General features: G+C 74.6%; 9 protein-coding genes. 5 read left to right on the top strand and 4 right to left on the bottom strand.

Going from position 1 to position 14019, the window contains the following annotated elements; genetic code table 11:
- Positions 1-2: 2 nt before the first annotated feature.
- Both K7396_RS06195 and K7396_RS06190 read right to left on the bottom strand, forming a co-directional pair.
- Positions 3-890, bottom strand: coding sequence for a BKACE family enzyme (locus tag K7396_RS06195; protein ID WP_086721302.1), 888 nt, complete (start codon positions 888-890; stop codon positions 3-5).
- Between the two features lie 68 nt (positions 891-958).
- Positions 959-1828 carry a TetR/AcrR family transcriptional regulator gene (locus K7396_RS06190; RefSeq protein WP_086721303.1) on the bottom strand — a complete coding sequence of 290 codons (870 nt, stop codon included), beginning with the start codon at positions 1826-1828 and terminating at the stop codon, positions 959-961.
- Positions 1829-2034: 206 nt separating this feature from the next.
- On the opposite strand from K7396_RS06190, the gene K7396_RS06185 reads away from it, so the two are divergent.
- From K7396_RS06185 to K7396_RS06170, 4 genes are all read left to right on the top strand, one after another.
- Positions 2035-4098, top strand: coding sequence for a SpoIIE family protein phosphatase (locus K7396_RS06185; protein ID WP_152104343.1), 2064 nt, complete (start codon positions 2035-2037; stop codon positions 4096-4098).
- An 84-nt stretch (positions 4099-4182) separates the two neighbouring features.
- Positions 4183-5580, top strand: a complete 1398-nt coding sequence (locus K7396_RS06180) for a glutamine synthetase family protein (protein WP_152104344.1) — start codon at positions 4183-4185, stop codon at positions 5578-5580.
- Entirely contained in the window at positions 5580-6722 is a 1143-nt protein-coding gene (locus K7396_RS06175) for an amidohydrolase family protein (RefSeq protein ID WP_152104345.1), read from the top strand. The genes K7396_RS06180 and K7396_RS06175 overlap by 1 nt, the downstream gene beginning before the upstream one ends.
- A gap of 271 nt (positions 6723-6993) precedes the next feature.
- Complete coding sequence (locus K7396_RS06170) at positions 6994-8268, top strand: MFS transporter (RefSeq protein WP_223659685.1); 1275 nt, start codon at positions 6994-6996, stop codon at positions 8266-8268.
- 201 nt (positions 8269-8469) lie between these two features.
- Here the strand turns inward: K7396_RS06170 and K7396_RS06165 are convergent, their stop codons facing one another.
- Entirely contained in the window at positions 8470-9249 is a 780-nt protein-coding gene (locus tag K7396_RS06165) for a L,D-transpeptidase family protein (protein WP_223659684.1), read from the bottom strand.
- Positions 9250-9881: 632 nt separating this feature from the next.
- Here K7396_RS06165 and K7396_RS06160 point away from each other — a divergent pair.
- Positions 9882-11279 carry an NADP-dependent succinic semialdehyde dehydrogenase gene (locus K7396_RS06160; RefSeq protein WP_086715106.1) on the top strand — a complete coding sequence of 466 codons (1398 nt, stop codon included), beginning with the start codon at positions 9882-9884 and terminating at the stop codon, positions 11277-11279.
- A gap of 249 nt (positions 11280-11528) precedes the next feature.
- Here K7396_RS06160 and K7396_RS06155 read toward each other — a convergent pair whose 3' ends face one another.
- The gene (locus K7396_RS06155; RefSeq protein WP_086715100.1) at positions 11529-13679 is read right to left on the bottom strand and encodes a SpoIIE family protein phosphatase; all 2151 of its coding nucleotides are present in this window, start codon (positions 13677-13679) and stop codon (positions 11529-11531) included.
- Positions 13680-14019: the final 340 nt, after the last annotated feature.

Genomic DNA, 14019 nt, shown 5'->3' with positions numbered 1-14019 from the left:
GGTCAGGCTCGCGGCTTCAGGCCCAGGAGGGCACGGGCCCGGTCGGGGGCGGCGACCGTGGCGCCGAGCAACTCGGTGATCTGGACGGCGCGTTCGACGAGGGCGCCGTTGGTGGCCTTGACGCCCTTGCTGAGGTACAGGTTGTCCTCCAGGCCGACCCGCACATGGCCGCCGAGGAGGACCGACTGGGCGACCCAGGGCATCTGCATGCGGCCGAGCGCGAAGCTCGCCCACTGGGCGCCCTCGGGCAGCAGGTTGACCATCGACTGCAGGACGCCGGGCTCGGCGGGGGCGCCCCAGGGGATGCCCATGCAGAGCTGGAAGACCGTCGGGTCGTCCAAGAGCCCCTCGGCCAGCAGCTGCTTGGCGAACCACAGCTGACCGGTGTCGAAGATCTCCAGCTCGGGCCGCACCCCGAGTTCCTGGATGCGCCGGGCGCCCGCCCGCAGCATGTCGGGCGTCGAGACGTAGAGGTTGGAGCCGTCGCCGAAGTTGAGGGAGCCGCAGTCCAGGGTGCAGATGTCCGGCAGCAGCTCCTCGACGTGCGGCAGCCGCTCCAGGCCGCCGACCAGGTCCGTACCGGGCAGCTGCCGCAGCGGCCGGTCGGGGTCGATCACCAGGTCGCCGCCCATGCCCGCGGTGAGGTTGAGCACGACGTCGGTGCCGGTCTCCTTGATCCGCTCGACGACCTCGGCGTACAGCCGCGGATCGCGCGACGGGGCGCCGGTCTCGGGGTCGCGTACGTGGATGTGCACCACCGCGGCGCCCGCGGACGCCGCCTCGACGGCCGACGCGGCGATCTGCTCGGGCGTCACGGGGACGTGCGGGGAGCGGTGGACGGTGTCGCCGGCGCCGGTGAGCGCGCAGGTGATGATGACCTCGTTGTTCACGGGGGTTCCCTTCGGTGGGTGTCGTGCCCCGGGGCCCGGTCGGGCGGGCGGCGGGGGAGCGGCCGCCCTCAGCCGGCGGGGGCGGCGGTGAGCTCGCTGTCGACGAAGGCGAGCAGCGCGGCGTGCATCGTGTCGGGTCCTGTGCTGTCCGGCGCGGTGGCGAGCACCTGGGTGGCCAGGCCGTCGATCAGGGCGGTCAGCCGCAGCGCGGCGAACTCCGGATCGACGGCGCGGAACACGCCCTGGCCGACGCCGCGGCGTACGACGTCGGCGACGGTGGTGCGCCACTGCCGGTAGTAGTGCTCGTGCAGCCGTCCCACGGCCGTGGAGCGGGCCGCCTGGGCCCACAGGTCGAGCCACACCAGCCACTGCCGGCGCTGCTGCTCGGTGCGCGGCGTCTGCAGCGCGATCAGGTGCAGCAGCTCGCCGCGGGCGTCGGGGGCGGCGGCCAGGCCGGCGGCGCGGCGCTCGGTGTCCTCGTCCATGCACCAGCGCACGGCCGCCTCCAGCAGCTCGTCGCGGCCGGGGAAGTGGTAGTGGACGGCGGCCGGGCTGGTGCCGCAGGCGGCCGCGATGTCGGCGACCCGTACGGCGTGGAAGCCGTGCTCGGCGATCAGCCGGACGGTCTCCCGCACGATCTGCAGCGGCCGGCCGCCCTCGGGGACGGCCGCCGGTGCGCGGTCGGGCGGTGCCGCGGGCCGCTCGGGGGCGCCGAGCAGCCAGCCCGTGTCCACCCCGCCGATGTCGGCGACACGGACGATCTCGGCCAGCGTGAACCGCCGGGTGCCGCCCAGTGACCTGGACAGTTTCGACGGGTCCATCACGATCCGGCGGGCGAATTCGCGGTGGCTGCAGCCGAGCCGGGCGATCACGTCGCGGACACGGTCCGTGACATCACCGCCCTCGTCGGTGATCCGGGGGCCGGGGGCGTCCTCCATGGCCAGGGACCGTAACAGCGTGTTGAGATCATCGCAACGAGTCGGGGATCGGGAGAGGGTGAAATTCCCTGGATTCCCGGGGTTCTGGGGAAGGTGTTGCGGGGAGTCTGGTGAGCGAGTCAGTTGCGCGCGCGATGCTGCCGGGCGGAGGGAGGGCGAGGCGGCCGGACACGCCGCAATCCGGGTGAATGTGGCAAAGTGACGACATGGCTGACCGGGGAGCGAAGCGGCCCACCGTGTCGGTGCCGGACGACTGGCCCGCCCACCCGGACCTGACCCTGGCCCTCAACGGCATGGGCGGCTTCGACTGGGACCTCGACAGCGGGCTGATGCACATGGACACGCCCGCCCTCGAGGTGTTCGACATGCTCCCCTCGGAGTGGGACGACCGCCCGGCCACCCTCGGCCGCCGCGTCCCGCCCCACGAGGCGGCCCGCCTGGACGCCCTGGTCGCCCGCGCCCTCAAGGACGGCAGCGACTCCTACGGCGCCTACTTCCGGGTCCGGCTGCGCGACGGCGCGCTGCGCTGGACCCACAGCCAGGGCAGCATCCGCCGCGACAGCAGCGGCCGGCCCCGCCGCATCATCGGCGTGGTGCGCGACGCCAGCCACGAATACACCCACGCGGCCGAGCGGCTCGCCGTCGACGAGGAGCGCCGCCGGCACACCAGCGTCGTCGAACGCACCACCGCGGCGCTGGCCCACGCCCGGACGGTCCGCGAGGTCATCGCCGTGCTCGCCGACGAGCAGGGGCTCAGCCGGCTGGGCGCGGAGAACGTGATCCTCGGACTCGTCGAGGCCGGCCGCATCCGGCTGGTCTCCGAGGGCAAGGCGGGAAGCTTTGTGCCCGATCTGGAGTACACGCGGGTGGGGGACGAATTCCCGATGAGCGAGGTGGTCCGCACCCTCACTCCGCGTTACGTGGGCAGCCGCGCGGCCTTCAAGCGCGACTACCCCCGGCTGTGGCCGGCCATCGAACCGCTCGACGTCCACTCCGCCGCCTATCTCCCGCTGATCGCGCAGGGCCGCCCGATCGGCGTCATCGGCCTCTTCTTCGAGAGGGAGAGCGACTTCCGCGACCAGGAGCGCAACGTCCTGGTGGCGCTCGGCAGCAGCATCGCGCAGAGCCTGGCCCGGGCCATGCTCTACGACCAGGAGCACGACCTCGCCGCGGGCCTCCAGCAGGCCATGCTGCCGCGCCGGATCCCCGGCGTCGTCGGCGCCCAGATCGCCGTCCGCTACCGCTCCGCCCGGATGGGCCGGGACATCGGCGGCGACTGGTACGACGTCATCCCGCTGCCCGACGGCCGCGTCGGCGCCGTCATCGGCGACGTCCAGGGCCACGACACCCAGGCCGCGGCACTCATGGGACAGCTGCGGATCGTGCTGCGCGCCTACGCCGCCGAAGGGCACGCCCCCGCCACCGTCATGGCCCGCGCCTCCGCCTTCCTCAACGAACTCGACACCGACCGCTTCGCCACCTGCACCTACGTCGACGCGGACCTCAGCACCGGCGCCGCCCGGATCGTCCGGGCCGGCCACATCGACCCGCTGCTCCGGCACGCCGAGGGCATCTGCCGCAGGCTGCCGGTGGCCGGCGGGCTGCCGCTCGGGATCGCCTCCGAGTTCCGGCGGCTCGACTACCCGGTCACCACCGTCCTGCTCGCCCCCGGCGACACTCTGCTGCTGTGCACCGACGGCATCGTCGAACAGCCCGGCACCGACCTCGACGACGGAATGCGGCGGCTCGCCCGCGAGGTCCGCTCGGGCCCCCAGGACGTCCAGCAACTCGCCGACCGGCTCTGCGAGACGGCCGACGAACGGACCGGCGAGGACGACATGGCGCTGCTCCTGCTGCGCCGCCTCGGCGCGCCCGAGCACGACATCGTCGGACGCTTCCGCCAGCACATCGCGCCCGCCGACCCCGAGGGCCTGTCCGCCGCCCGGCACATGATCCGGGCCGCGGTGCGCGCCTGGGGCGCGGCGGAACGGTCCGAGGAGATCGAACTGGTCGCCGACGAGCTGATCACCAACGCGCTGCTGCACACCGACGGCGAGGCCGTCGTCAACATCCGTATGCCGCACAGCGTCGGCCGCCTGCTGCGGCTGGAGGTCGAGGACCACTCCAGCAGCCTGCCGCGCCGCCGCGAGCCGGGCGAGGCCGGCGTCTCCGGCCGCGGACTGCTGCTCGTGGACCGCCTGGCCGATGTCTGGGGTGTGGAACCGCGCGGCAGCGGAAAGTGCGTATGGTGCGAGTTCAACTGCTCCTGACCGGGGACGCGGCGAACCGCACCGGCAAGGGCGCACAGCGGGAACGGGCGCCGAGGCATCGGCACGGTCAGTGAGGACGGCTCTATGGGTTCGTGGGCTGCGCAACAGCGCCAGGAAGCCCGCCAGTTGGCGGCGCGTCTCTCGGCGGAGGGCGTCCGCAACGTGGCGCTGACCTGGGTGGACAACGCGGGCATCACCCGCGTCAAGACCATCCCGGCCGAACGCCTCGCCGCCGCGGCCGAACGCGGCATCGGGATGTCACCCGTCTTCGACGTCTTCACCTCCGACGACGCCATCACCGCCTCCGAGCACCTCGGCGGCCCCGACGGCGACCTGCGGCTCTTCCCCGACCTCGAACGCGTCACCTCGCTCGCCGCACAGCCCGGCTGGGCCTGGGCGCCCGCCGACCGCTACGATCAGCTCGGCCTGCCGCACCCCGCCTGTCAGCGGCAGTTCGCCCGGCGCATGACGGAACGGGCCGCGGCGGCCGGCCTGGAACTGCGGATGGGCTTCGAGACCGAATGGGTGGTCACCCGCGCCCCCGCAGGACACCCCGCCCCCGGCCGCGCCGACGAGCCGCTCGACTACCCCTGCACAGGCCCCGCGTACGGCATGACCCGGGTCGTCGAACTCTCCGACTACCTCCGCGACGTCACCGAGGCACTGAGCGTCCAGGGCATCGACGTCCTCCAGATCCACCCCGAGTACGCCCCCGGCCAGTTCGAGGTCACCACCGCCCCCGGCGACCCGGTCCGCGCCGCCGACGACGTGGTGCTGGTGCGCGAGACCGTCCGCGCCGTCTCCGTCCGGCACGGCCTGCGCGCCTCCTTCGCCCCGTCGGTCGTCGCAGGCGAGGTCGGCAACGGCTGCCACCTCCACACCGGGCTCTACCGCGACGGCACCAGCCTGCACCGCAGCCCCGACGCCGCATGGGGCCTGGCCCCCGAAGCGACCGCCTTCCTCGGCGGCGTCCTCGACGCCCTGCCCGCCCTCCTCGCCATCGGCTGCCCCTCACCCGCCAGCTATCTGCGGCTGCAGCCCTCCCACTGGGCCGGTGTCTACCAGTGCTGGGGCGTGGAGAACCGCGAGGCGGCGCTGCGCCTGATCACCGGCGCCCCCGACGACCCGGACGGCGGCCACGCCGAGATCAAGACCTTCGACGCCGCCGCCAACCCCTACCTCGCCGTCGGCGCCGTCATCGCCGCCGGACTCCACGGCATCGAGTCCGCGGCCCAGCTGCCGCCGCCCCAGACCGGCGACCCGGGCGCGCTCGGCGTCCGCGAGCGCGCCCGGCGCGGCATCGTCCGGCTGCCCGCCACCCTCACCGAGGCGGCCGACCGGCTGGAGAAGTCCGCCCCGCTCCACGAGGCGATGGGCGAGGTGCTGCACGGCGCGGTCCTCGCCGTCCGGCGCGCGGAGGAGGCCCACTTCGCCGAGAGCGAGGACGACGCCATCGCCGCCGCCACCCGCTGGCGCTGGTGATGCCCGCGGACGCCGTGGGAAGCCTCCCCGGACCCGCCGACGGCCTGCCGCCGCTGGTGGACCACCACTGCCACGGAGTGCTCCGGCACGCCCCGGACCCCGGCACGTTCGCCGCGTACCTCACCGAGTCGGACCGGCCGCCCGCCGCCGGCACCACCTTCTTCGACACCCAGGCCGGCTTCGCGGTCCGCCGCTGGTGCCCGCCGCTGCTCGGCCTGCCGGCGCACTGCCCGCCGGACCGCTACCTGGCCCGCCGCGCCGGACTGGGCCCGGCCGAGACCCGCCGCCGTCTGCTGCGGGCCACCGGCATCGGCACCTACCTCCTCGACACCGGACTGCCCGGCGACCTGACGGGCCCGGCCGAGACCGCCGCGGACGGAGGCGGCGCCGGGTTCGAGGTCGTACGGCTGGAGACGCTCGCCGAACGGCTCGCGGCCGGCACCCGCGACGCCGAGGAATTCACCGACGCCCTCGCCCGCGCGGTCCGGGACGCGGCGCGCACCGCCGTCGCCTTCAAGTCCGTCGTCGCCTACCGCCACGGGCTCGCCCTGGACCCCGCGCCGCCCGCACCCGGCGCGGTGCACACCGCCGCCCGCTCGTGGCTGGCCGCGGGCGCGCCCCGGCTCACCGACCCGGTCCTGCTGCGCCACCTCGTCCAACTGGCCGTCGCCACCGGCCGCCCCCTCCAGCTCCACACCGGCTTCGGCGACCCCGACCTCCGCCTCGACCACGCCGACCCGGCGCTGCTGACCGACCTGGTCCGCACCACCGCGGACACCGGCACGGACCTCGTGCTGCTGCACTGCTACCCCTACCACCGCCAGGCCGCCTACCTGGCCGCCGTGTTCCCGCACGTTTACGCCGACATCGGGCTGAGCCTCACCCACACCGGCCCGCGCGCCGCTGCCGTGCTCGCCGAGTTCCTGGAACTCGCGCCCTTCGGCAAGCTGCTCTTCTCCACCGACGCCTACGGCCTCCCGGAGCTGTACGTCGTCGGCAGCGCCCTCTTCCGGACCGCGCTGGGCACCGTCCTCGGCGACTGGGTGTCGTCCGGGGCCTGGTCCGCCGAGGACGCCCGGCGGGTCGGCGCGATGATCGCGGCGGACAACGCGCGGAGGGTGTACGGGCTGGAGGGCGGCTGAGGGACGTGGGCCGGGTGACCCGGCCCGGAGGCGACCGGGCCCGTAGGTGATCGGGGGCGCCGGCGGCCAGGGGGACGGGCGACCGGGGCGTGGGGAGCGGAGGCCGGGCGCGCCGGCCGCTCGGCCCGTAAGGGGTGACCGCCAGGACCGTCAAGGGGGACCGCTCGGCCCGTAAGGGGTGACCGCTGGGCCCGTAAGGGGTGACCGGCGCGAGCGCCACTTCCCGCCCTGCCGCCCGCCGCGCCCCCCGCAGCATGCTTTACTGCGGCGCGTGGCCCCTACAACGACCCCCGAGAAGAGCGAAATACCCCTGCGCTCGCGGATATTCGCCGACCTGACCCCGCTCCGCCTCTCCCCGGACTACCGCCGCCTGTGGTGCGGCAACACCATCTCCTGGATGGGCCAGCAGATGACCGCCCTCGCGGTCTCCCTGCAGGTCTACGCCCTCACCCACTCCACCTTCGCGGTCGGCCTGGTGGGCCTGTGCTCCCTGGTGCCCCTGGTCGTCTTCGGGCTGTACGGCGGCGCCATCGCCGACACCGTCGACCGGCGCACCCTGGGCCTCTACAGCGCCGCCGGGGCCACCGCGATGTCCGTCACGCTGGCCGCCGCCGCGGTGGCCGGATACCACCGGGTCTGGCTGCTCTACACCGTCGTCGCCCTCCAGGCCGTCTGCTTCGCGATGAACTCACCGGCCCGCTCGTCGATGATCCCGCGGCTGCTGCCGCCCGAACAGCTGCCGGCCGCCAACGCCCTCAACTCCCTGACCAGCAACCTCGGTCTGATGGGCGGGCCGATGCTGGGCGGTGTCATCGTCGGCCTGTGGGGCTACCAGGCCGCGTACCTGATCGACGTGGCGGCCTTCGGCGGCGCCCTGTACGCGATGTGGCGCCTGCCGTCCATGCGGCCCGACCAGGGGGAGGGGCCGCGGCGCCGGGCTTCCGTCCTGGACGGCCTGCGCTTTCTCGCCACCCGCCCGAACCTGCGGATGACGTTCTTCTCCGACCTGGCGGCGATGGTGCTCGCCCAGCCGCGCGCACTGTTCCCCGCGGTCGCGGTGCTGTGGTTCGCCGGGGACGCCAAGACCGTCGGCCTGCTGGTGGCCGCGCCCGCGGTGGGCGCCGTACTGGGCGGGCTGTTCTCCGGCTGGCTCGGCGGCATCCGCCGGCACGGCCTGGCCATCCTGATCGCGGTGGCCGCCTGGGGCGCGGCCATCGCCTGCTTCGGACTCTCCCGGCACCTGTGGCTCGGCCTGTTCTTCCTGGCCGTGGCCGGCTGCGCGGACACCATCTCGATGGTGTTCCGCAGCACCATGCTGCAGGCCGCGACGCCGGACGCGATGCGCGGCCGGCTCCAGGGCGTCTTCATCGTGGTGGTCGCCGGTGGCCCGCGCCTCGGCGACTTCCTCGCCGGCACGGCCGCCGATCTGACCTCCCCGGCCACCGCGGTGATCGGCGGCGGCCTGGCCTGCGTCCTGGTGGTGACCGCCCTCGGCCTGGGCCGTCGCGCCTTCGCCCGCTACGACGCGCGCGACCCGCAGCCTTAGGGAGTGGGTGGGGCCTGGCGGCCTTAGGGGGATGGGAACAGAACCCGTAGGGGGTGCGCGGCCCCCCTGCATGGGCCACAACGTGGCGGGGCGGGGCGGTATTCCTGTGGTTCCGGGGCGGGTTCGTAAGGCTGCGGGGCCCGCGCGTCGTCCGGTTCGGGGTGGGCCCGGCGGCTGCGGGACGGCTCGTCGGGGGAGTCGTCAGTAGCGGGTGAGGGCGGTCCGTCCGTGCGTCGTGCCGATGGCGATGTGGGGGTGTGCGGACGGCCGGACCCAGGACAGGATGCGGGCCATCGCCCCGGCCGGTACGGAGACACAGCCGGCGGTGGCGCCCTTCCCATTGACGTGGAGGAAGATGCCGGCGCCGCGGCCGTGCACGGGGCGGCGGTAGTTGAAGCCGATGACCAGGGCACGGGCGTACTGCGTGGGGTGGTCCGCCAGCCGTTCGGACTCGCCGGGCGCGCAGTCCGGCGGCAGCGGCGCCACCCAGCGGTTGTACGAGGCGGAGGCGTTGTCCTCGCACCACCAGGAGTCCGCGCCGACCCCGCGATACGGGACGGCGGTCCCGGATGGCGGCGGGAGGATCCCGAAGGCGAACGGCAGGTCGTACAGCCCGGTGGGCGTGGTGGAGGTGCCCTGCACCCGGGTGGTTCCCTCGGTCAGCCCGCCGGACCCGAAGCGGGCGGGTGCCCAACCCGCCTGCCGCCAGCGGCCGTTGTGCCGCTGCCACCACCGCACGGTCCCGGAGGTGGCGTCCGCCGTGGGCGCCAGGGCGGTGATCAACTGGTCGCCGCCGCCGGTGTCGGCCATGCGGAGGGGGAGGGGGAGGCGGTGCTTGGGGGAGCCGATGGGAATGGTGGCCGCCGGGGCGGGCGCGGCGAGCGCAACCAGTGCCACGGCGGCCGCCGAGATCAGCGCGGCGGCCCGGCCCCGGTGCGCGGCCCGGACCTGGACCGCCGCCCGGCCCCGGCCTCGGGCCATGGCCCTGGCCGCAGCGGCCGCAGTGGCCGCCCTGGCCGTCCGGACCGGGCGCCCTCCCGGGCTCGCCGCCCCTCCCGCAGCCGTGGCCCCGCCCGCGCTCGCGGCCCCTCCCGCCACCAACTGCCTCGTCGTCCCTCTACGCGTCATGGGCATGACCGCAATGTAGGGCGCGCCCGGCTCGTCCGGCGCCGTCCGTTCAGGTCATATACGACGCCCGCGGACCGTGCGCAACCCGTCCGCGGCAGTCCGCCGTGCGCCGGGGCCATGAACGGGCGAAACTCGGGTACGGGGGCTCATGTGCCACTAGCCGTCTCAGTCTGGAGGCCCGCAGTGCAGCGGCAACCGCAAACGCGCAGTGCGCGCACGCTCGACCGCGATCCGCAGCCCACGCCCCCGGATCCGGGAGGCCCGCCGCCCGTCCCGGACCCGCTTCCCGGCCCGCCGAGCCCGCCGGGGCCGCCGGATCCCATACCGCCGGAACCCTCGCCGATACCGCGTCCGCCCGGACCCGACCCCGACCCGGTCCCGGAGCCGTCCCCGGAGCCGTCGCCGCTCTCCTAGGAGCCGCCCGGACCCTTCGCCCCGTCGACCAGGGGGCACACCGCTTCCGCACCACCGAGGAGGTGCTGATCATGGCGATCGCCACGGTCAACCCGGCCACCGGCGAGACCCTGAAGACCTTCGACGCCCTCAACGCGGGCGAGATCGAAGATCACCTGGTCCGGGCGGACCAGGCATTCCAGGAGCACCGCACCACCAGCTTCGGGTACCGCAAGGAGCGGATGCTCGCGGCCGCCGACCTGCTCGACGCCGACCAGGACGGCATCGCCCGCACCATGACCACCGAGATGGGCAAACCGCTGGCCCAGGCGCGCGCGGAGGCGGCGAAGTGCGCCAAGACCATGCGCTGGTACGCCCACCACGCCGAGGAGTTGCTCGCCGACGAGCACCCCGACCCGGCCGACGTCAGCGACTCCGGCGCGATCCGTGCCGTGGTGCGCTACCGCCCGCTCGGCCCCGTCCTCGCGGTGATGCCGTGGAACTTCCCGCTCTGGCAGGTCGTACGGTTCGCCGCGCCCGCCCTGATGGCGGGCAACACCGGACTGCTCAAGCACGCCTCCAACGTGCCGCAGACCGCGCTCTACCTGGAGGAGCTGTTCCGCCGCGCCGGTTTCCCCGAGGGCTGTTTCCAGACCCTGCTGATCGGGTCCGGCGCGGTCGAGGACATCCTGCGCGACCCGCGGGTGGTCGCCGCCACGCTCACCGGCAGCGAGCCGGCCGGCCGCGCGGTGGCCTCCACCGCCGGTGACGAGGTCAAGAAGACCGTCCTCGAACTCGGCGGCAGCGACCCGTTCATCGTGCTGCCCTCCGCCGACCTCGACAAGGCGGTCCGCGTCGGGGTCACCGCACGCGTCCAGAACAACGGGCAGTCGTGCATCGCGGCCAAGCGCTTCCTGGTGCACCAGGACGTCCACGACGCCTTCGCCGAGCGGTTCACCGCCCGCATGGCCGCGCTGACCGTCGGCGACCCGATGGACGAGCACACCGACATCGGGCCGCTCTCCAGCGAACAGGGCCGCTCCGACCTGGAGGAACTCGTCGACGACGCGGTCCACCGGGGCGCCACCGCCCTGTGCGGCGGCCGGCGGCCGCCCGAGCACGGCGCGGGCTGGTTCTACGAGCCGACGGTGCTGTCCGGCATCACCGACGGGATGCGCATCCACCGCGAGGAGGCGTTCGGCCCGGTCGCCACGCTCTACCGCGTCGCCGACCTCGACGAGGCGGTGCGCCTGGCCAACGACACCCCGTTCGGGCTCGGTTCCAACGCCTGGACCCGTGACCCCGACGAACAGCAGCGCCTCGCCCGCGACGTGCAGGCCGGCGGTGTCTTCTTCAACGGGATGACCGCCTCCCACCCGGGCATCCCCTTCGGCGGCGTCAAGCGCTCCGGCTACGGGCGGGAGCTGTCCGGGCACGGCATCCGGGAGTTCTGCAACATGACGACCCTGTGGTACGGCCCGGAGGACTGAACCGGGCCGGAAAGAAGCGCTCCCGGTGCGCGCCTGCGCCGGGGCGGTTTCCGTGACGGATGTGAGGGTGTACGTTCCGGTCAGGTCGAGCCGGCCAACGGCCAGGTTGGTCGGCTCGGCCCTTGCCGTTCCCGGGCCGTCCGGGCGTATCCGCCCTCTCCCGCAGCACAATTGACGGGGCGTCGCAGAGCCTGACCCCTGCCCCGGACCGGCGGTCGCCGCCTCGCCTCCACAGGAGATGGCGGGGCGTCACCCCGGCCGCGCCGCCTCCTGTCCGTCCGGCACCGCGAACTCGCACCACAGGGCCTTGCCCGCGCCGCGCGGCTCGGCGCCCCACTCGTCCGCGAGCGCCTCGACCAGCATCAGCCCGCGCCCCGAGGTGGCGGTCTCGCCGGGGCTGCGCCGCCGCGGCCACCGGCTGGAGCGGTCCTCGACCTCCAGCCGGATCCGGCGCGGAGTGCCGGGCAGCAGCTCCATGGACACCAGGGCGCCGCTCTCGGTGTGGGTCAGCGCATTGGCGATCAGCTCGGAGGCGGCGACCTCGATGTTGTGCACGACGGTGCCCGCCCGCCACTGGTCCAGGGTGCGGCGCACCGCGGAGCGGACCTCCGCGGTGCCCGACGGGTCGGCCTGGTGGACGTGCAGCCGCAGCCGCGGGGTGGCGACGGCCCCGGAGACGGGCAGCCGGTGCAGCAGCAGGAGGGCCATGTCGTCCTCCGAGCCGGGGTCGGCCCACAGATGGTCCGAGAGCCGGTCGGCGAGCGCCTCCAGCTCCGTGGGCCCGGTGCGCACCGCCGCGGACAGCGCCTCGATGCCTGCGGTGATGTCCTGGCCGGGCTGTTCGACCAGGCCGTCGGTGCACAGCAGCAGCGTCGACCCGGGCTCCAGGAACAGCTGGGTCTCCGGGAAGTGGTCGCGCCCGAAGACCGTGGCCAGGCCGAGCGGCAGGCCACCGCGGACCTCGGGCCAGTCGATGTGCCGGGAGCTGTTGCTGATCAACGGGCCGAGGTGGCCGGCCCGCGCCAGGTGCAGCGCCCCCGATTCCATGTCGGCCTGGATGTAGGTGCAGGTCGCGAACCGTTCGGTGTCCAGCTCGGCCAGGAACCGGGACGCCCGCACCAGCACCGTCTCCGGCGAGTGCCCCTCGCTGGCGTAGGCGCGCAGGGCGATCCGCAGCTGGCCCATCACGGCGGCCGCGTGGGTGTCATGGCCCTGGACGTCGCCCACCACCAGCCCGGTCCGCCCCTGGGGCAGGGCGATCACGTCGTACCAGTCGCCGCCGATGTCCCGGCCGACGCTCGCCGGGTGGTAGCGGACGGTGACCGCGCCGCCCTCGATGGGCGGGAGCCGGCGCGGCAGCATCGTCGCCTGCAGCCCCGTCGCGAACTCCCGCTCCTGGTCGAAGAGGGTCGCCCGCTGCACCGACTGCGCGACGACACCGGCCAGCGCCAGCGCCAGGTTCCTGGCCTCCGGCGACTGCACCGCGGGCTCGGCGTTGAACAGCCCCAGCGCCCCGATCACGGTGTCCTGCGCGATCAGCGGCAGGAACGCCGCGCTGCCCGCCGGCAGCACCTCGGTGTACGGGCGCAGCCGGGGATAGCGGGCGATCAGCTCGCCGCGGGTGCCGAGGAAGACGGCGCGGCGCCCGCGTGCCGCGTCCGCCAGCGGCAGGGTGTCGTCCAGCCGCGAGGTCATCATGTCCTCGGGCACCTCGCCCTCCAGCCCGGCGGTGGCGATGACCTCGAAGTCGTCGTTCTCGACCAGGCCGAGGACCAGCCCGTCCGCGCCGAACCGCCGGGCGCCGCCGCTTCCGGTGAGCACCCGGGTCACGTCCTTGACGGACAGCGCACGGGCCAGCGCGGCGGTGGTCTGCTGCACCATCACCGTCTGCCGCTGGCGTTCCTGCTGGAGCGAGCGCAGCAGCGCGGAGTCCGCCAGCTCGCTGGTCGCCTCCCGGACGATGCCGATGACCCGGTACGGCGCCCCGTCCGCGGTGTGCAGGATCCGCCCCTGGGCGTGGGTCCAGCGCTGGGCCCCGTCGCGGCACTGGACCCGGAAGTACGCCCCGTAGGAGGAGTGGCCGTCCAGCAGGGCCTGGGACAGGGCCTCGTCCAGCCGGCGGCACTCCTCCGGCGGCACCCGGCCGACCAGGGACGCCGGTACGCCGCCGTATTCGTCCGGGCGCAGGTCGAAGACGTCCATGGCACCGGGGTCCAGGTCCAGGGAGCCGCGGTCCAGATCCCAGTCGAAGGTGCCCATCCGGTTGAGCGAGAGCCGCTCGCGCAGGCCGATCGGCTCACCGTGCGACACTCCGGGCGCGTGCTCCTCGACGAGGCGCCAGTCCCGGCCTGCCCGGGGGTCGTACTCCGCGTCGAACGGGTCGGGAGGTGCGTCGGTCATGGCGTGCCGGACCTCGTGGCCGCGCGGTGCGGGACGGGCATCAGCGGGTGGCGAGGGCAGCACGGCGTCGCGGCCGGCGACGCCGGGCCGAGCCTGCCTCGTGCCCACGGTCGCGGGCCGTTGACCGGGGCCGATATCCACCGGAACGCGGCCATGCGCTCACCCTAGGCGCGGGCCGGGGGCCCCGCACGTCCGGTGCTCCGGACGCCGTCCGGGGGTACGGAGGACGGGTGACGGGGGCGGCGGGGCCGCGGAGCCGTCACCCGCCCGGCGCTGTCGGGCGCTGCCCTGTCGCCGGACGTCGCGAGCCGCGCTCCCGCCCGGAGCCGGTCCGCGGTCG

Source organism: Streptomyces angustmyceticus (genome assembly GCF_019933235.1).
In the GTDB taxonomy this organism is placed as follows: domain Bacteria; phylum Actinomycetota; class Actinomycetes; order Streptomycetales; family Streptomycetaceae; genus Streptomyces; species Streptomyces angustmyceticus.
Note: the sequence above shows the minus strand (reverse complement) of the source record. Positions and strands in the feature narration are given on the sequence as shown.

Coding starts and splice junctions, on each gene's coding strand:
- K7396_RS06165 (WP_223659684.1), bottom strand. CDS start 9,249: ATGGCCCGAGGCCGGGGCCGGGCGGCGGTCCAGGTCCGGGCCGCGCAC.
- K7396_RS06160 (WP_086715106.1), top strand. CDS start 9,882: ATGGCGATCGCCACGGTCAACCCGGCCACCGGCGAGACCCTGAAGACC.
- K7396_RS06155 (WP_086715100.1), bottom strand. CDS start 13,679: ATGACCGACGCACCTCCCGACCCGTTCGACGCGGAGTACGACCCCCGG.
- K7396_RS06185 (WP_152104343.1), top strand. CDS start 2,035: ATGGCTGACCGGGGAGCGAAGCGGCCCACCGTGTCGGTGCCGGACGAC.
- K7396_RS06180 (WP_152104344.1), top strand. CDS start 4,183: ATGGGTTCGTGGGCTGCGCAACAGCGCCAGGAAGCCCGCCAGTTGGCG.
- K7396_RS06175 (WP_152104345.1), top strand. CDS start 5,580: ATGCCCGCGGACGCCGTGGGAAGCCTCCCCGGACCCGCCGACGGCCTG.
- K7396_RS06190 (WP_086721303.1), bottom strand. CDS start 1,828: ATGGAGGACGCCCCCGGCCCCCGGATCACCGACGAGGGCGGTGATGTC.